General features: G+C 69.1%; 16 protein-coding genes. 8 read left to right on the forward strand and 8 right to left on the reverse strand.

Annotated features, from left to right (window positions below; translation table 11 throughout):
- Positions 1 to 11 precede the first annotated feature (11 nt).
- Positions 12 to 725: an SDR family oxidoreductase gene (locus STHE_RS15650; protein WP_012873564.1), complete on the forward strand. Its 714-nt coding sequence runs from the start codon at positions 12 to 14 to the stop codon at positions 723 to 725.
- 439 nt (positions 726 to 1164) lie between these two features.
- On the opposite strand, the gene STHE_RS15655 is transcribed toward STHE_RS15650, so the two are convergent.
- Together STHE_RS15655 and STHE_RS15660 are read right to left on the reverse strand one after the other, a co-directional pair.
- On the reverse strand, positions 1165 to 2154 hold the full coding sequence (locus STHE_RS15655; protein ID WP_052295400.1) for a sigma-70 family RNA polymerase sigma factor: 990 nt from the start codon (positions 2152 to 2154) through the stop codon (positions 1165 to 1167).
- A 205-nt stretch (positions 2155 to 2359) separates the two neighbouring features.
- On the reverse strand, positions 2360 to 2986 hold the full coding sequence (locus tag STHE_RS15660) for a DUF47 domain-containing protein (RefSeq protein ID WP_012873566.1): 627 nt from the start codon (positions 2984 to 2986) through the stop codon (positions 2360 to 2362).
- Between the two features lie 277 nt (positions 2987 to 3263).
- Here STHE_RS15660 and STHE_RS15665 point away from each other — a divergent pair, with 277 nt between their 5' ends.
- From STHE_RS15665 to STHE_RS15685, 5 genes are all read left to right on the forward strand, one after another.
- Positions 3264 to 4301 carry a thiamine pyrophosphate-dependent dehydrogenase E1 component subunit alpha gene (locus tag STHE_RS15665; RefSeq protein WP_012873567.1) on the forward strand — a complete coding sequence of 346 codons (1038 nt, stop codon included), beginning with the start codon at positions 3264 to 3266 and terminating at the stop codon, positions 4299 to 4301.
- Positions 4298 to 5323: an alpha-ketoacid dehydrogenase subunit beta gene (locus STHE_RS15670; RefSeq protein ID WP_012873568.1), complete on the forward strand. Its 1026-nt coding sequence runs from the start codon at positions 4298 to 4300 to the stop codon at positions 5321 to 5323. Before STHE_RS15665 ends, STHE_RS15670 begins: the two co-directional genes overlap by 4 nt.
- Positions 5324 to 5948: 625 nt before the next feature.
- Positions 5949 to 6947, forward strand: coding sequence for an AAA family ATPase (locus STHE_RS15675; protein WP_012873569.1), 999 nt, complete (start codon positions 5949 to 5951; stop codon positions 6945 to 6947).
- Between the two features lie 148 nt (positions 6948 to 7095).
- Positions 7096 to 8367 carry a DUF58 domain-containing protein gene (locus STHE_RS15680; protein WP_012873570.1) on the forward strand — a complete coding sequence of 424 codons (1272 nt, stop codon included), beginning with the start codon at positions 7096 to 7098 and terminating at the stop codon, positions 8365 to 8367.
- A complete protein-coding gene (locus STHE_RS15685; RefSeq protein WP_012873571.1) occupies positions 8336 to 9775 on the forward strand; it encodes a DUF4129 domain-containing protein in 1440 nt (479 codons plus the stop codon). Before STHE_RS15680 ends, STHE_RS15685 begins: the two co-directional genes overlap by 32 nt.
- Before the next feature lies 1 nt (position 9776).
- Here STHE_RS15685 and STHE_RS15690 read toward each other — a convergent pair whose 3' ends face one another.
- From STHE_RS15690 to STHE_RS15710, 5 genes are all read right to left on the reverse strand, one after another.
- Complete coding sequence (locus STHE_RS15690) at positions 9777 to 10331, reverse strand: hypothetical protein (RefSeq protein ID WP_342626144.1); 555 nt, start codon at positions 10329 to 10331, stop codon at positions 9777 to 9779.
- Positions 10332 to 10554: 223 nt separating this feature from the next.
- Positions 10555 to 10944, reverse strand: coding sequence for a hypothetical protein (locus tag STHE_RS15695; RefSeq protein WP_012873573.1), 390 nt, complete (start codon positions 10942 to 10944; stop codon positions 10555 to 10557).
- Between the two features lie 115 nt (positions 10945 to 11059).
- Positions 11060 to 12061, reverse strand: coding sequence for an NADPH:quinone oxidoreductase family protein (locus STHE_RS15700; RefSeq protein ID WP_012873574.1), 1002 nt, complete (start codon positions 12059 to 12061; stop codon positions 11060 to 11062).
- 87 nt (positions 12062 to 12148) lie between these two features.
- Positions 12149 to 14056, reverse strand: a complete 1908-nt coding sequence (locus STHE_RS15705) for an endonuclease/exonuclease/phosphatase family protein (RefSeq protein WP_012873575.1) — start codon at positions 14054 to 14056, stop codon at positions 12149 to 12151.
- Positions 14057 to 14303: 247 nt separating this feature from the next.
- Complete coding sequence (locus STHE_RS15710) at positions 14304 to 14651, reverse strand: hypothetical protein (protein ID WP_012873576.1); 348 nt, start codon at positions 14649 to 14651, stop codon at positions 14304 to 14306.
- Between the two features lie 154 nt (positions 14652 to 14805).
- Between STHE_RS15710 and STHE_RS15715 the strand changes: the two genes are divergently transcribed.
- A complete protein-coding gene (locus STHE_RS15715) occupies positions 14806 to 15603 on the forward strand; it encodes a heparan-alpha-glucosaminide N-acetyltransferase (RefSeq protein WP_245534911.1) in 798 nt (265 codons plus the stop codon).
- A 13-nt stretch (positions 15604 to 15616) separates the two neighbouring features.
- Here the strand turns inward: STHE_RS15715 and STHE_RS15720 are convergent, their stop codons facing one another.
- Entirely contained in the window at positions 15617 to 15982 is a 366-nt protein-coding gene (locus STHE_RS15720; RefSeq protein ID WP_012873578.1) for a four-helix bundle copper-binding protein, read from the reverse strand.
- A 134-nt stretch (positions 15983 to 16116) separates the two neighbouring features.
- Between STHE_RS15720 and STHE_RS15725 the strand changes: the two genes are divergently transcribed.
- Positions 16117 to 16911: a VOC family protein gene (locus STHE_RS15725; RefSeq protein WP_012873579.1), complete on the forward strand. Its 795-nt coding sequence runs from the start codon at positions 16117 to 16119 to the stop codon at positions 16909 to 16911.
- The last annotated feature ends 217 nt before the right edge of the window (positions 16912 to 17128 follow it).

Here is a 17128-nt window from a genome sequence, read left to right on the forward strand (position 1 = left end):
GGGGCGCCCGCATGACGGCCCTCCGCGGCAAGGTCGCGCTGATTACCGGCGCTGGCAGTGGCGTCGGTCGCGCGACCGCCCTGCGGCTGGCGCGGGAGGGCGTAGGCGTCGGCTTGCTCGGCCGGCGTCCTGAGCCGTTGCAGGAAACCGCGACCGCGGTGCGCCGCATCGGCGGGCAAGCGGTCGTGCTCCCGGCCGACGCAGCGGACGAGGTGGCCGTGGGCACCGCGGTGGCACAGCTCGCGGGCGATCTCGGCGGTATCGACGCCCTGGTCTACAGCGCCGGGGTCGGCCTCTACGGGCCGGTCGAGCACTACTCGCTCACCGACTGGCAGCAGACATTCGCCACCAACGTCACGGGCCTCTTCCTCTGTGCCCGAGCCGTGCTGCCGTTCCTCCGGCGGCGTGGCGGCGGCCACATCATCGCCATCTCCTCCGGCGCCGGGCGCCGCGGCTACGCCAATCTGGCCGCTTACTCCGCCTCGAAGTTCGCCGTCATCGGCTTCATGGAATCCCTGGCCGAGGAGGTCGGGCCGGACGGGATCAAGTGCAGCACGATCCTGCCCGGCAGCATCCTCACCGACTTCGGCCCGAGCACGCGCGCCGAGAAGCGCGCGAGCGGGAAGAAGTACCTCGACCCCGAGGACGTGGCCGACGCGATCCACTACCTCCTGACCCAACCCGACCACGCCTGGGCTCAGCAGATCAACCTCTGGCCGTTCTGACCCCGAGCGCACTCCGTGCGTGGACAAACCACATGCGGGCGAATGCGCATGGCTTCGGAGTGCGGCGACCTGAGCCGCCGCGTTGGTATGGCGCGGCATCAGCCGCGCTGGGAACTGAAGGGGCTGGGGACGCGGCGCCGGGCGGGGTGCCGAATCGGCTCTGCCTGTGTGTGGCCATCGCAGCCCCTTCAGTGGGCTTTCCCGCTATTCAGCCCGGGGATAAACCCCCGGGCCCTCACCGATCGGCGGACACTTATCATCTGGGTCTGAGTCCTGCTGCGCCCCAGCCCGCTTTAGCGGGCTTCGCCTTGTCAGCCCGGGGGTTTACCCCCGGGCACGTGCTATCAGACCGGCGTTCAGCCCCGGGCACATGCCGACTTCTGAAAACAGAAACCCCCGGCGGGGATCCCCGCCGGGGGTGAACTGTTCGGCTGGAACGCTACGCCGCGTTGGCAAGCTGGATCAGGTCCGAATTGCGCAGCTTGGCCAGCGCCTCCTTCTCGATCTGGCGTACCCGCTCGCGGCTGATGCCGTAGTACTCGGCAATCTCCGCCAGCGTCTGCGGCTGCTGGCCGCCGAGGCCGAACCGCAGCGTCAGGACGCCCCGCTCGCGCTCGCTCAGGCTCTCGAGGCTGCGGCGGATCTGATCGCGGATCGCGCTGGTGACCGCCTGGTCCACCACCTCGTCGCTGGCGGGATCAGGCAGCAAGTCGCCGATGGTGCTCTCTCCATCCTCGCCAATCGGCTTATCGAGGGACGAGGTCCGCGGGATCGCCGACCGGGCCTGCTCGATGCGCTCGACGTCGAGGTCGAGGGCCTGGGCCAACTCCTGGTCGGTGGCGGGCCGACCATGCAACTGCTCGAGCTGCGCCTCCGTCCGGCGCACCTTCGAAATCAGGTCATGCATATGCACCGGGACGCGAATGGTCCGGCTCTGGTTCGCCACGGCGCGGCCGATCGCCTGCCGGATCCAGAAGGTCGCGTAGGTGCTGAAGCGATAGCCCAGCTCCGGGTCGTACCGCTCAACCGCGGTCATCAGACCGATATTGCCCTCCTGAATCAGATCGATCAGGGGCAGCCCACTGGTCCGATACTTCTTGGCGATCGACACGACCAGGCGCAGGTTATGTCGGATCAGCTTCTCCCGAGCCGCCTTGGCACGCTCGATAATCTGATGCAGCTCCTCCGAGTCCTCACCGGCCTCGAGCCGCTTGCGCGCCTCAAGCCCGGCGCGAACCGCCCGGGAATACTCGATCTCTTCACGGTGCGTTAGGAGCTGGTGCCCACCGACGTCGCGAAAGTAGCGATAGACAGCGTCGCTGGTGGCCTGGTCGATGAGGTCCGCCGACTCATCGACGACGTCCCGAACCTCGGCCTCTTCCGCCAGCCGCTCCAGTTCGTAGGTGTCCTGGATCGCTCGCTCCGTCATGTGACTCCTTGATTCTGACACTTCACACATCCGCTCCGCGCTTTCGGACCAGACCTGCCGCCCGGTCCGAAAACCTAGATAGTTTAGCACACACCCGTTGCTATGTCAAGAACGTACAACGCCCCAAACGGATGCGGGGGACGCATCCGGTGCCAGAGCCGGTGCGGCTACGTGTTGTTGGTGGAGGAGTCGCGGAGCGACATGACTACTTGGAGATGATGCCCTCCAGTGTGTTGGCGAGATCCTCTCCACGGTCGGCGACATCCTCCAGGCGGTGGTAGAGCTCTTCCCAGCGGATCTCCTTGATGACCGAGGGGATATCGTGGACGTCGGCGTAGAGTTCGGCCAGCGCGTCGCTGAGCGCGTCGTCGGCTTCGTCCTCCAGGCGGTTGATCTCGACGATGTAGGTCATAATCTCGCGCCGATGATTGTCCTGCGCGAGCAGGTTCATCGCCGCGGCGATCGCCGTGCCCTGCTCCGCGATGATGCGCCCGAAGAGCCGCGCGCGCTCGGTGGGGCGGTCGATCTTGTAGAGCACGAGCCGACCGGCGGCGGCGGTGATGTAGTCGATGAAGTCGTCCAGCGCCGCAGCCAGCTCGCGGATGTCTTCGCGGTCGAACGGGGTCAGGAACGTGGTGTCGAGCGCCGTGAGGACGCGATGGGTGATCTCGTCGCCGCGATGCTCCAGATCCTCCAGCCGGCGCACCCGATCCGGGACGTCGGTGAAATCATCGAGGATATCGCTCAGGCCCTGCGCAACCTCACGCGCGTTCTCGGCCCCCTCTTGGAAGTACTGGAAGAACCGTGTGTCTCGCGGGAGGAGTCGCACCATCCGGTCCCGCCCTCACCCTCTCTCGCTCCTACCCCGGCTGGGGTGCGGCCTGTCTTTCAGAAGTCTACCGCACATTGGTGGCCGTGCCTCGCCGATGGCCACCCGGGCCGAAGACTTGCGACTACATCGGGCACGACTCTGCGCGAACCGAAAGCGGCGCTGCGACATGATGAGCAATTGACACCTGGACACTCTCGGACTATGCTCGGAACGAGCGACGCGACAACCGAATAGGGCGCTCGGCCAAGCCGCGCCCGCGCGGACAGGAGGTGTCGTCATGTGGAAACCGGAGCCGGCACTCCCCGACTTGCATTTCCTCCTCGACAGAGCGGGTCTGACGCGGGAGGCGCTGCTGGCACAGTACCGCCAAATGTGCCTGATCCGCGACTTCGAGGAGTTGATCGCCGAGCGCTACGCCATCGGCAAGACGCCGAACTTCAACATGGCAGCGGGGCCGATCCGCGGCGAGATGCACCTGGCCGTGGGACAGGAGGCGGTCGCGGTCGGCGTCTGCTCGTTGCTCACGGATGCCGATGCGGTCGTGAGCACACACCGGCCGCACCACCACGCGCTGGCCAAGGGCATCGACCCCGGCCGCCTTGCGGCCGAGATCTTCGGCAAGAACACCGGGTTGTGCCGCGGCAAGGGCGGCCACATGCACCTGTTCGACGCCGAGAAGAACTTCTCTTGCAGCGGCATCGTCGGCGCGTCCTACCCACAGGCTGCGGGGGCGGCCTTCAGCTTCCGTGCCCAGGGGCAGCCGAACGTCGCGGTCGCCTTCTCCGGCGAGGGCGCGGCCAACCACGGCACCTTCAGCGAGACGCTGACAGCCGCGGCACTCTGGCAGTTGCCGCTCGTGATCGTGATCGAGGACAACCTCTACGCCGACTCGACGCCGAAGTGGGCCGCGCTGGCAAGCACGCACCAGTCCCACCGAGCGCAGGCGTACAACGTCCCGGCCTACCTGGTCGACGGCATGGACGTCATCGACGTCTACGCCGCAGCGAAGCGCGCCATCGAGCGGGCGCGGGCGGGCCACGGCCCCACGGTGATCGAGGCGGTCTGCTACCGCTACCGGGGTCACTTCGAGGGGGACGGCGAGGACTACCGCACCCGTGAGGAGGTCGAACTCTGGCGCACGCTCGACCCGATCGAGCGGCTGGGTAAGCGCCTAATCCGGCTGGGTTGGGCCGACGACGCGACGCTGGCGGAACTGCGCGAGGAGGCAGCGCGTGATGCGGCGCAGGCGATTGCCTTCGCCGAGGAGAGCCCGCTGCCCGAGCAGCGTGAGGCGCTGATGGGGGTGTTCGCATGAGCGCACGAACGATGAAAGGCATCGCCTTCGCCATCGCGGAGGCGATCGACCAGGAGATGTCCGGCAACCCCAAGGTCGTCGTGATGGGCGAGGACGTTACCTACTGGGGCGCCGTCTTCGGCTTCACCATGGGCCTGCACCAGAAGTACGGCCGCGAGCGGGTGATCGACACTCCGATCACCGAGCAGACATTCATGGGCATGGCGGTCGGCGCCGCCGCAACCGGGATGCACCCGGTGGTGTCGCTGATGTTCGTTGACTTCCTCGGCGCCGGCTTCGACCAGATGTACAACCACATGGCGAAGAACCACTACATGTCGGGGGGCCAGTTCGCCATGCCGGTGACGGTCCTCACCGCCATCGGCGGCGGCTACGGCGACGCCGCGCAGCACTCGCAGGTCCTCTACGGCCTCTTTGCCCACGTCCCCGGCTTCAAGGTCGTCGTGCCGTCGACCGCCTACGACGCGAAGGGGCTGACGCTGACCGCGCTGCGCGACAACAACCCGGTGGTGATCTTTGGCCACAAGCTCCTGACCGGGCTGCCGTTCCTCCCGTTCGAGGGCGAGGAGGAGACGGTGCCGGAGGAGCCGTACACCATCCCCTTCGGGCAGGCGGCCGTCCGCCGTGAGGGGAGCGACCTGACCATCGTGGCGGCGGGCGTCATGGTCCCGCGCAGCCTCCGTGCGGCCGAGCGCCTGGCTCAGGACGGCATCGACGCTGAGGTGATCGACGTGCGCACCCTGGTGCCACTCGACACCGACACCCTGGTCGCCTCGGCGCGCAAGACCGGCCGGGTCCTCATCGTGGACGAGGATTACCAGAGCTACGGCATGACCGGGGAGCTGGCCTTCCGCATCCAGGCCGCGGCCTTCGACGCGCTCAAGGCGCCGATCCACCGGCTGGCGGTGCCGGACGTGCCGATTCCCTTCTCCGAGCCGCTGGAGTCGGCGGTGATCCCCGGCGTCGACCGCATCGTGGAAGAGGCTCGGGCGCTGGCCGGGGCACAGGTCACGGCGGATTGACCCGCGACGGGTGATGTGAGGGATCCCGCGCGGTGGTTGGGGTCCGGGGGTTCACCCCCGGGCTCACAATGAAAGCCGGCTAGAGCGGGCTGAAGGAAAATGGGCTAACACCCCGGTGTTGAGCGCCGACCGGGCGGTTAGTGCCCGGGGGTAAACCCCCGGGCTGACACGGCGAAGTCCACTGAAGGGACTAGGGACGCTGGGCCTGTCCGGAGGCTGGATCGGGTCAGCCCGGGTGTACGAGATGGAAGCCCCTTCAGTGGGCTTACCCATTATTCAGCCCGGGGGTTTACCCCCGGGCACGGACCACGCTGCGGAGATCCTCTCACCACCCGGTCGGTTCATGACCCCCAGCCCGCTTTAGCGGGCTTCGCATTGTGAGCCCGGGGGTTCACCCCCGGGAACGTGCCGGCCGCGTTCCCCCGACAAAGGCACCTCGTGCCCTCAATCCCCGGGCACGGACCACGGCGCGGAACCCCTCACCACACCGGACGCGTTCATCACCCGTTCCCACTGCCTATGCGCCTGTGTGACCCGCGTGGTACCCTGCGTGTGGAGACACGCGTTGATCAACGAGGAGCGATCGCCCCGGACGGTGCGGGGCGGGCGATGACGGAGGCTGGCGATGGAGAGCGCGGCACGAGTGGCGGATCGGCCGGATGAGGCGACGCTCAACGCGATCCGGGTTACGGTCGACCGGCTGCGGGCCGCGGTGGAGCAGGTCATCGTCGGCAAAAGGGCGGTGATCGACCGGCTGTTGGTGGCGATCCTCGCCGAGGGGCACGTGCTGATCGAAGACGTGCCGGGGATCGGCAAGACAAAGCTCGCGCGCTCGCTCAGCCTAGCCCTTGGTGGCACCTTCCACCGCATCCAGTTCACACCGGACCTGCTCCCATCCGACGTCTCCGGCTCGCTCGTCTTCGACCAGCGCAGCGCGACGTTCACCTTCCACCCCGGGCCGGTCTTCGCCAACGTCGTCCTTGCCGATGAGATCAACCGCGCCGGGCCACGCACGCAATCGGCACTCCTCGAGGCGATGGAGGAGCGGCAGGTGACGGTCGAGCGGCAGACCTACCCACTGCCCCGCCCCTTCCTCGTCGTCGCCACGCAGAACCCGGTTGAACTCGAGGGAACCTTCCCGCTGCCGGAGGCGCAGCTCGACCGCTTCTTCCTCAGCACGGCCGTCGGCTACCCGGAGCGCGAGGACGAGCGGGACATGCTGCGGCGCTTCCGGGTGCATGACCCGCTGGCCGAGGTGCAGGCGGTGACCAGCCCGGAAGAGATCACGGCGATGATCGGCACCGTGCGCCGGGTGTACATCGGCGCGGCCGTGGAAGACTACGTGCTGGACATCGTGCGCCTCACCCGTTCCCACGATGAGATCGAGCTGGGCGCCAGCCCGCGGGCGGCGCTGGCGCTGGCCCGCGCGGCGCAGGCGACCGCGGCAATGAACGGGCGCGGCTTCGTCATCCCGGACGACGTGCGGGCGATGGCGTTGCCGGTGCTGGCGCACCGGATCATCCCGGCCGCGCGCGTCGAACTCCAGGGCCGCACCAAAGAGGCGATCCTCAGCGACCTGATCGCCCAGGTCCCCGTGCCGGTCGAGGAGGAGACCGAGGCGTGACGCGTCATACGTGATGCGTCATCCGTCATCCGACTTTGTGCATGCTGACCCGAGACAAGAGGACAACACCGATGACAGAGCACGGAACGCGGAACACGCAATAGGCAGCACTCGTCACGATTGACGCATGACGCATGACGGATGACGCATGACGCCTGACGACGGGTCTCGCCCCGATACCGGCTGGAAGGATCCAGAGCGCATCCGCTATCTACTCGGCGGGGCGGTGGCGCTGTTCCTGGTGGCGGCGCTACTGCGCCAGCCGCTGCTGGCACTGCTGGCAATGGCGGTGGCGCTGGCCATCGGTGTGGCGCTTCTCTGGCAGCGGTACGGTCTGCGACACGTGCGCTACACCCGTTCCTTCTCCCGCTCCCGCGCCTTCCCCGGCGAGGAGGTGCTGCTGGAGATCACCGTCGAGAATGCCAAGCTCTTGCCGCTGCCTTGGCTGGAGGTAGAAGACCAGTTCCCCCAGGGGCTGGAGTTCCCCGGTCTGTCGCTGGAGCCGTCGCCCACGCCCAAGATCGATATCTTCCGCACGTTCTTCGCTGCGCGACCCTACGAGCGCGTCCGCCGCCGCTACCGGGTCGTCTGCGAGCGGCGGGGTTACTATCGCTTCGGCCCGGTGGATCTCAGCACTGGCGACGTCTTCGGTTTCGCCACCTGCCGCGGGTCGCTGGAGGTGGTCGATGCTCTCATCGTCTACCCGCGCGTGCTCCCTGTGACCGCGTTCGGCCTGCCGGCCAAGCAGCCGTTCGGCGACGAAAAGCCGGTCAAGCCGCTGCTGGAAGACCCGCTGCGCGTGGCCGGGGTGCGCCCCTACGTGCTGGGCGATCACCCCCGCCGGGTCCACTGGCGCGCCAGCGCCCGGACGGGCACGCTGCAGTCCAAACAGTACGAGCCGAGCGCGTTGCCGACGCTGGCGATCTTCCTCGACGTCAACACGTTCGAGCATTTCTGGCAGGGGATCGACCCGGAGGCGCTGGAGCTGGCGATCTCGGCCGCGGCCTCGCTCGCCGCGCATGGGCTGGAGGAGCGGCGCCAGGTCGGGCTCTACGTCAACGCCCCGCTGGTTGGTGGGCAGCGCTCAGTCCGCCTGGCGCCCAGCCGGCACCCGGCGCAGTTGGGGAAGATCCTGGAGGCGCTGGCGCTGCTGATCCCCTATACCGGCTTCCGCGTCGAGACGCTGCTTGCGAACGAGGCGCGGCGACTGCCCTGGGGTGCGACGGTCGTGGTCATCACCGGCTACGTTACCCCGGCGCTGGAGGAGACGCTGGCGCGGCTCTACCGCGCGGGGCACGCGGTGGCTCTGCTCGCGTTCGGTGAGCGGGCGCCCGATCTCCCTGCGCGCCCCGGCTTCACGGTCCACCGCTTCGGTCCGGAGGTATCGCTTGAGCGCATGGCTGCGTTCCGCCTGGGTTGATCTGCTGCTGTCGGTGCTGGTCGCGGCGGTCGAGGTCGCGGCCATCGCGCCGTGGCTGCACCTCCTGGCCGGCATGCTCGGGCACCCGGGCGCGACGGTCCCCGCGCCGCTCGGGATCGCCCTGGCCGGGCTGGTGGCCTTCTGGTCGGCGCGCGGCTTCCTCAGCAGCGGCTGGGACATCGCCGCCGCGCGGCTGCTGAGCCTCGGCCTCTGGCTGGCGCTGGTAATCGTTTGGCTGGGCCTGGCCGGTGCCGGCCTCGCGGCGCCCCTGACGCTGATCGACGGCCTCGTGAGCCGCGACGGTGCGGTCTACGCGCTCCTCGCTGTCGCCGGGCTGGCCTGGTGGCGCGGCATCGCCCTCGGCGTGCACCCCGACCCCTTCCCGCCCGGATCCGCGCGGGGCCTACTCGAACGCGGCATCGCCCTGCTGGTCGTCGCGTTGATCGTGGCGGCCGCGACCGGCGGCGAGGCTGGGCGGAACGCGTTCGCATCCGCTGCCACGGCGGTGCCGGTGGTGCTGATCGGTGGACTCGTTGCGGTAGCGGCGGCGCAGGAGCGGGTGGTGCGGGCGCGCGTCCGTGAGGGCGGCGCAGGCTGGATCGGGGCCGGCGCGGCGCTGGCGGTCGGCATCGTCCTCCTGGCGCTGCTGCTCGCGGGTGTGGCCGGGCCGGACGTCTGGCGCCAGGTGCTGCGGCCGCTCCTCCTCGTGTTCGAGGCGCTCGCGACCGGGCTGATTTGGGTCATGACCGCGGTCGCCTACCTTTTCTTCCTGGCGCTGACGCCGCTGATCTGGCTCGTCCGCGCCCTGGTCGGGGAGCGCGAACAGCCGCAGGAGGGGCAGTCCCCCGGCCCGCCGCCGCTGCCGGAGTTCCAGGAGCAGGCGCGGAACGCGCTGCCCCCGTTCATCGGCACGGCGCTGGAGATCCTGCTGATCGCAGGTGCTCTCGCCGCCGGGGTCTGGCTGGTGCTGCGCACGCTCCGCCGCTTCCGGCCCGAGCGGACCGACCAGGCGCTGGACGAGGTGCGGGAGAGCGTCTGGTCACGGGAGCTGGCGCTGGCGCAGCTCCGCGGCTGGCTGCGGGGGCTGGGCGCAGCGCGCGGCGGGCGCCGCAACGGTCACTACGACCTCGACGCACCCCCGACCAGCGTGCGCGAGGCCTATCGTCACCTGCTGGTCCTCGCCGCCCGCGCCGGCCTCCCCCGCCGGCCCACCGAGTCCCCCGGCGACTACGCCGCCCGCGCCGCCGAGGCGTGGCCGTCGGCCGGCGAGCCGCTCGCCGACCTCACTCAGCGCTACCAGATCGCCCGCTACGCCGACCACGAAACCCCCGCCGACCTCACCCACGCCCGCGCCGCCTGGGAGGCGCTGCGGGAGAGGGTGGAGCGGGGTGAGCGTGACGGCTCGTAGGCTACGGGCGCAGAAAATCCCCCTTGCGGACGCTCTCAATGGTGAGGCCGAGCAGCTCAGCTGCCTCCACGAGCCCTGTGTCGTCGGGGTGGATCGTCTCCGTGGGACACGGGTGGTGGACCATGCGTGTGTCGAAGATCGCCCAGCATTCCCAGTCCGGGTTGAGGCGGGAGGGATAGCGAATCCCGGCATAGAGCGGGTTACCCGCCTCGTCTACCTGCTCGTAGATGTACCGTGCGCAGTCCTGAGTGAAGCGCCGCTGTCTGCTCGTGATCGTGCTGAGATCGATGTCGTCGATTCCCAGTTCGGCCGCACGCTTTGCCAAAGCTGTGCGTAGGTGCGTCATCGTCTGGGGTGCGGCAAGGTCGACGAACCGCAGTGAGGGATCGAGGTATGTCACGCCGACGCGGCGTCTCAGACGCCAGTCGCTCGGAACCAAACCTCGTCGGGGGTCCTCAGGATCCACTACTCCCCGCAGTGTCTCCACAAGCGGTTCATCATCAACAACATCATCGACATCGGCGAGTTGCGCGATAAGCTCCAGCGACGGACGCATCCGGGCAATCGTCTCGCCGAAGGCAGCCGCTCGTTGTGTTGCGCAGTAGATGGTACGGAAGCGCTCTGACTCGGGAATCCCAACCAGGGCGCCGGGATCGTCGGATCGGTTCCCGAATGTCCCGTCGTCGTCTGCATATTCCCATGGCGGTGGCGCGAACGGGTCGGCGCCGCGCGCAACCCGGTAAACGGGGGTGTCGGGCGGCGGGACCGCAACGAGTTGGCTAACCACCGACCACAAATGCCCGCGCCGCGGCCAGGGCCTCGCGGAGTTGTCCCTCGCGGATGACCTCGGCTGGAGAGCGATCGTCGAGCTGGGGGTTGAGCCCGATAAACCAGGCCTTGACGGTCTGCGGCGAGTCGTGGAGCAGTAAGAGCTGGGCGATCTCGTAGGCCGTCCGGAGGCGCTGCTCGGTCTCGTGCTCGCGGATCTCCGTGACTTCACCGTTCGCCCAGCGGGAAACGGTCTTCCCGTCCTTGACCCCCGCGATGAAGGCCGTCAGCCGGCGTGAAAGTACCTCCTGAAGTAGCCCGGCAACCTCAGTTAGTGGAGCCGCGACGGCCTGTCGATGAACCTGCGTGATCGGGTCACTTGCGGTGTTGATGGCTGTCATGACCGCTTCCTGTCTCTGCTATGCCTCTCCTATGCCCCGCCAATGCCCTCTCTATGCCCCAACTATACCTCATGGGTACCGCACGTCAAGTGCCGCTGGTTGCCCCTGGTTCCGGTCACATCCGCACGACGACCCGGCCGCGGACCTGGCCGTGCAGGATGGCGGAGAGGGTGGCCGGGAGGTCGGTGAAGGGGATCTCCTGGGTGATCGGGTCGAGCAGGCCGGCGGGTTTCCAATCCGTGGCGAGGTGCTGCCAGATCTCGCGGCGTAGATCCATCGGGCACTCGACGGTGTCGACCCCGGCCAGTGTCACGCCGCGCAGGATGAAGGGGAAGACGGTCGTCGTCACCGCCGCGCCGCCGGCGACACCGCAGAGAGCCACTGTGCCGCCGTACCGGGTCGTGCGCAGCAGGTAGGCGGTGGTCGCCCCGCCGACCGGGTCCACGGCGCCGGCCCAGCGCTGGCTCTCCAGCGGGCGCGTGCTCTCGGCCGACGTCTCCTCCCGCGGCAGGATCTCCTGGGCGCCGAGGCTCCGGAGGTAGTCGTGCTCGGTCGCCTTGCCGGTGCTGGCGGCGACGTGGTAGCCGAGCTGGGCCAGGATGGAGACGGCGATCGAGCCGACGCCACCGGTGGCGCCGGTGACCAGCACCGGCCCCTGCTCCGGCGTGACGCCGTGCTCGCGCAGGCGGTGCACCGAGAGCGCGGCGGCCAGCCCGGCGGTGCCCAGAGCCATCGCCTCTTTCGTCGTCAGGCCCTCCGGGAGCGGGAGGACCCACTGGGCGGGGATACGCGCGTACTCGCTGTAGCCGCCGAAGTGTGAGACGCCGATCTCGTAGCTGGTGGCCAGCACCTCATCGCCGGGCTGGAAGCGAGGATCCTGCGACTCCACCACTGTGCCGGCCAGGTCGATCCCCGGCACCATCGGGTAGCGGCGCACGACGCGCCCGGTCGGGATCACCGCGAGTCCGTCCTTGTAGTTCACGCTGGAGTAGGCCACGCGGATGGTCACCTCGCCCGGCGGCAGGTCGTCCGGGCGCAGCGTGCGGAAGTCGACGGAGACGTCGTCCCCGTCCTTCTCGACGTACAGGGCGCGAAACTCGTTCGGGATCGCGGTCATTTCAGTTTCCTTTCCCTGCTCGGGAGTGCCGGCATTCCTGGCGGGGTGCGACGGGAGCCGGGAAGGACGCCGGCGCTCCTGGGTTCGTCACGGCCCGATGGTCAGCCGGGCGACGACGGGGCGATGGTCGGAGGCACGGCTGTCCAGGATCTCGATGTCGCGCAGCTCGATGCCGGTGGTCGCGAGGATGTAGTCGATCCGGCGGTGGTCCTCCGAGGTCCACGCCTCCGGCCCGAGCACCTCTCCGAGGTCGACGAACCCGGCCTCTGCCAGCGCCTGGAGCACCTCGCTGTCCGGTTCGGCGTTCAGGTCGCCCAACAAGAGGGCCGGTGTCCGCCCGCCCCAGAAGTCGATCAGCTCCGTCACCTGGGTCATGCGCACCTGGCCTGCCTCTGTCGGGTCATCGAGGTGGGTGCCGAAGACCCAGAGGTCGCCGCGCTCGGTTGCCAGCCGTACGCCGATGACGCCGCGCTTGAGATTCTGCGTGGTCGTGTACTGGCGGTGGGCGACTTCCAGGATCGGGGCGCGGGTCAGGATCGCGTTGCCCCAGATCCCGTCGTCGGCGTTTGTGCCGAAGACGTAGGGCATCCCGAGCCGGTGGCTGAACCAGCGCAGTTCGTCCACCCCGCTGGAGACGAGCCAGCCGCGGCTGACCTCCTGGAGCACGACGACATCGGGGTGGACCTCTTCGATCGTGCGGGCGAGTGCGTCCAGCGCGAAGTAGTTGTCGATGGAGAATCCGTTCTGGATGTTGTAGGTGATGACGGTGATGTCGGGGCCGAGCGGCGGACCGGCGGTCACGTCCTCGGTGCCGAGCCAGGACCAGCCGCAGGCGAGCGTGAGCAGGCCGGCGATGCCAAGCGTCACGCTCGGCACTGCCGACACGCGGGCCGGTGGGCGATGCGCGCGCGGCGCCGCAGCGGCAATCGCTCCCGCCGCGAGCAGCAGGACGGCGGGCCAGATCAGGCCCGGCCGGCCGGAGAAGGTGTAGTAGGCGAAGATGATCCCGACCTGCAGCAGCATCCCGCCGGTGAAGGCCGCGGTGTCGGCCCGGAGGCTCGCCCGCTCGCGCGGCGTGGGCGCGAGGAGCGCCAGCGTCACCAGCGGGAGGCTTGCCGCGCCGGTGGTCACGAGCCCGGCCCCGACCAGCGCCCACCCCTCGGCGTTCCATGCCAGCCAGAAACCGACCGCGACGACGATCGCCAGCACGGCCGCGCTGCTCAGGCGTGACCGGCGCTCACTCTGGCTCGCGACGACGCCGCTCACGACCAGCCCAACGATCGCCCCGAGCGCGAGGGTGGCGCCGGCGCCGGGAAGGTCCAGATCGAGCCGCGTCTCGGCTACCCCGAGGTTGCCGATCTGCAGGTGGAACAGGGCCAGCGCCGGGCCGATGGCTAGCAGCGGGAGCGCCGCGCCGGGCGTCGGTGTGTCAGACGCCGCCCGTGCCACGGCGACCGCGCTCCAGAGCAGCGTAAGTAGCAGGACCACCGTGACCACGTGGGCGCCGGGGCCGGGCAGCCAGGGGAGATCGACCGTGCCCCTCGCGATGCGGATGCCGAGGTCGAGCGCCAGACCGGCGGGCAGGCCGAACGCGACGGCGCGACGGTCAAGGGTGATGAGGCTCAGCGTGAGCCAGCCCCAGGCGATGATCGTGGCGGCACCGAGCACGAGCCGGGGGACCGGTGCGTCCCAGAACTGGAGGAGCAGCCGCGCCAGGGCCAGCGCCCCGGCTGTGCCGAGAAGCGCCTGCCGTGCTCCGACCACACGGATCAGCGGGCCGCCGAGCCCGACGCTGAGGAAGACCCCCACCGCCACGGCGGCCAGGGTTCCCCGGTTGGCCTGGTCGATCACGAAGACCATGTAGGAGACGAAGACCCGCATCGCCCCGACCATGACCGTGGTCGCCAGCGCTGCCAGCACCACACCCGCAAGGAGCGAGCGCTCCGGGCTCGGCGCTGAGCTCCGGAGCGACCGGGGAGTCAACGTCGCGGTCATTCCAGCTCCTTCGTGATGCGAGAGGGTGGCCCTCGCCTCCGTCCCCGCTCCCAGCTCTGGGAGAGGGACGCAACCATGTTATCCCGGCACGAGCCGCAGGCGGTGCGGTGGAGGGATCCGTTTCCCTTCACCCCTCCTGCACCTCGCAGACGGAGCGATTCCACTCCGATGTCGCACCATTCCGCTTCGGTCGGAATGACGTGATGCATTGTAGCGCGGGTGGCGACAAATCGGGTGTTCGCATCCGTCAGCGGAGGACGCTGACCCACCAGCGTGGGCTGTGCACCGGCACCCACTCGCCGCTGCGGTACTCGTAGGTGGCTTCGTGGCGGTCGAGGAGCGGCCCGGCGTCGATGGCGTCCTCGATCGTTCGGAGCGCGGCGTCGAGCAGGTCCGCCTCGCTGGGCGGCGTGCCGTCGAGCGTGTCGAGCAGCGAGTACATGAAGGCGAAGACGGCCACGCCGCCGCTTGGAGGTCGCACCAGGAACGAGGCGATCTTGCCGAGCAGGACCGGCGTGAACTCGAACCCCGGCTTGCGGCGCCAGATCGCGTGTCCGCGGTGGTCGGCGACGTGCTCATGGGTCGGCAGCACCATGGACTCCTCTCCGGTGAACCAGGCCCCCTCGGAACGATCATCCCGCGGGGTGGCCCGAAGTCGCTGGCGATCTCATGTGATACCATCGATGGTGGCAGGTTCGCCGCTCGTGGTGTTGTCGTTTCGCCACGGCGTTTTCGAAAGTATCTCATTGGTGATCGCGCTGCCGGAGCGCCTGCAAGCTCGCCTCTCGACACCCGCCGGAGGTCAGCGGTACTGGGAAGTCGATGCACTCCGTGGTGTCGCCATCCTCATGATGGTGCTCTACCACTGCCTCTACGACCTGGCCGAGTTCGGCGGGCACGACATTCGCGTCCGCTCCGGATTCTGGGACGGCTTCGCGGACGCGACGGCGTTCCTCTTCATCTTCCTCGCCGGTGTGTCGCTCAGCATCAGCTACGCGCGCATGCGCGGCTGCCAGCCGAGCCCGGTATCGAGCGGCTTTCCGAAGTTCGCGCGGCGTGGCGCCCGGATCTTCGCCTATGGCCTGCTGGTCAGCGTCGCAACCTGGGTGGTCGATCCGGAGCACTACGTGCGCTTCGGCGTGCTCCACCTGATCGGCGCGTCGATCATCCTGGCGTACCCGCTGCTCGGGCGCGCGGTTCCTGCCGCCGTGCTCGGGCTGGTGCTGGTGGCGGCCGGGGTCGCGCTGGAGGTCGTGCGCTACCCGCTCGGCTACCCGTGGCTGCTCTGGGTCGGCTTCCGGCCGGACCACCTGCCCGTGTTCGACTACCGGCCGCTGCTCCCCTGGTTCGGCGTGGTCCTGCTCGGGGTCGCGCTCGGCCAGTGGCTCTATCCCCAGGCCCGCCGGGTCGTCGAACTCCCCGACCTCTCCAGGTTCGCCCCGATCACGTTCCTGGGGCTCCTTGGCCGCCGGTCACTGGCGATCTACCTGGTGCACCAACCGCTCTTGCTCGGCGTGCTTGCCCTGCTCGGCGCCATCGAGCTGTAGCGCCCGGTGTGCCCTACGCCGCGCTGGCGGCCATCTGACGGCACGATTCGGCGCAGCGGCGGCAGACCTCGGCGCAGGCCTGCATCCGCTCGTCGCCGGTGAATCGCTCGCAGTCGGCAGCGCAGGCGTCGCACACCTCGGCACACACGGCGCAGACGCGCCCTTCGAGGGCCGAGTCGCGCAGCATGAACGCCGCCGCGGTCCGGCAGATATCCACGCAGTCGAGCATCAGCCGGATGTGCTCGGCTTTGGCGTGCTCACCACCGTGCTCCAGGCAGTAGCTGATCGTTGTCAGGCACGTGTCGTGGCACTCATTGACCACCGCGATCGCGTCGGCCATCTGGTCGTCCATGCCGTGCCGGCTGGTGTGGTGTGCCATGGTCGGCTCCTTTGGTGGTGCGTCCGGTGCGCGCGGTGGCACGCAAGGGGTATGCCCCTTGCCGCGGCCGGTCCGAGCGGCGACGATAAACCGCGGCGGCCCGGCCGCCCCGCGAGCGAGCGTAAGGAGGGACCATGTTCACCGGCATCGATCACATCGTGATCCTGGTGCAGCGGCTCGACGACGCGATCCGCACCTACCAGGGGCTGGGCTTCAACGTCTACCCGGGCGGGGAGCACCCCGGCGGCACCCACAACGCCCTGGTGATCTTCCAAGACGGCGCCTACCTGGAACTCATCGCTTTCCAGCGGCCCGACTGCCCCCACGATCACCGCTGGTACCGCTTCCTCTCGACCGGCGGCGGGATAGTCGACTTCGCCGTCGGAGTGGACGATGTCGCGGCGACCGTCGAGCGGGCCCGGGCGGCAGGGCTCGACTACCGCGGCCCGGTTCCCGGTGCGCGCCGCCGGCTGGACGGCGTCGAGGTCGCCTGGCGGCTCGGCGTTACGGCCGAGGACTTCACCGGCGAGATGCCGTTCGTGATCGACGACGTCACCCCGCGCGAGGTGCGCGTGCCGACCGGTGACGTCGCGGTCCACCCCCTCGGCGTCGTCGGGCTCCGCTCGGTCGTCGTCGCCGTGCGCGACCTGGGAGAGGCGGCCGAGCGCTACGGCGCGCTCCTCGGCGTAACCCCGCCCGCTGCCGTGGCCGACGACGCGCTCATGGCCCAGACCGTCACCTTCGACATCGGCCCCCACCAGATCGTGCTTGCCTACCCCTCCGACCCCGGCAGCCCGCTGGTCCGGCGCATCCAGCGCCAGGGCGACGGCCCCTGGCAGATCGTCCTCACCGCCGAAGGCCGCGACACCCCGCTGGTGATCGAGCCGGCCGAGGCCGAGGGGGCGCGGCTGGTGATCGAGCCGGCGTAGGGGGCCCTCACCCCCGACCCCGCTCCCAATCCTGGGAGAGGGGCACGCATGACGCATCACGCAACACGGAATACGCTCTACACCGGACGGATGACAGATCACGTCTTCACGCTGATCCAGAACCGTGGTCAGTGTCGCATCAGACAAGACTGCGCTATGATGACCTTACAGAGATGAAGGGCTGATAGCCCAGATAATGTCGAGCATGACATCCTGT

It is taken from the genome of Sphaerobacter thermophilus DSM 20745, from assembly GCF_000024985.1.
Lineage (GTDB): Bacteria > Chloroflexota > Chloroflexia > Thermomicrobiales > Thermomicrobiaceae > Sphaerobacter > Sphaerobacter thermophilus.

Excerpts from the sequence above, each read along its gene's own strand:
- STHE_RS15650 (WP_012873564.1), top strand. The coding sequence starts at position 12 with ATGACGGCCCTCCGCGGCAAGGTCGCGCTGATTACCGGCGCTGGCAGT.
- STHE_RS15655 (WP_052295400.1), bottom strand. The coding sequence starts at position 2,154 with ATGACGGAGCGAGCGATCCAGGACACCTACGAACTGGAGCGGCTGGCG.
- STHE_RS15660 (WP_012873566.1), bottom strand. The coding sequence starts at position 2,986 with ATGGTGCGACTCCTCCCGCGAGACACACGGTTCTTCCAGTACTTCCAA.
- STHE_RS15665 (WP_012873567.1), top strand. The coding sequence starts at position 3,264 with ATGTGGAAACCGGAGCCGGCACTCCCCGACTTGCATTTCCTCCTCGAC.
- STHE_RS15670 (WP_012873568.1), top strand. The coding sequence starts at position 4,298 with ATGAGCGCACGAACGATGAAAGGCATCGCCTTCGCCATCGCGGAGGCG.
- STHE_RS15675 (WP_012873569.1), top strand. The coding sequence starts at position 5,949 with ATGGAGAGCGCGGCACGAGTGGCGGATCGGCCGGATGAGGCGACGCTC.
- STHE_RS15680 (WP_012873570.1), top strand. The coding sequence starts at position 7,096 with ATGACGCCTGACGACGGGTCTCGCCCCGATACCGGCTGGAAGGATCCA.
- STHE_RS15690 (WP_342626144.1), bottom strand. The coding sequence starts at position 10,331 with ATGCGTCCGTCGCTGGAGCTTATCGCGCAACTCGCCGATGTCGATGAT.
- STHE_RS15695 (WP_012873573.1), bottom strand. The coding sequence starts at position 10,944 with ATGACAGCCATCAACACCGCAAGTGACCCGATCACGCAGGTTCATCGA.
- STHE_RS15700 (WP_012873574.1), bottom strand. The coding sequence starts at position 12,061 with ATGACCGCGATCCCGAACGAGTTTCGCGCCCTGTACGTCGAGAAGGAC.
- STHE_RS15705 (WP_012873575.1), bottom strand. The coding sequence starts at position 14,056 with ATGACCGCGACGTTGACTCCCCGGTCGCTCCGGAGCTCAGCGCCGAGC.
- STHE_RS15710 (WP_012873576.1), bottom strand. The coding sequence starts at position 14,651 with ATGGTGCTGCCGACCCATGAGCACGTCGCCGACCACCGCGGACACGCG.
- STHE_RS15720 (WP_012873578.1), bottom strand. The coding sequence starts at position 15,982 with ATGGCACACCACACCAGCCGGCACGGCATGGACGACCAGATGGCCGAC.
- STHE_RS15725 (WP_012873579.1), top strand. The coding sequence starts at position 16,117 with ATGTTCACCGGCATCGATCACATCGTGATCCTGGTGCAGCGGCTCGAC.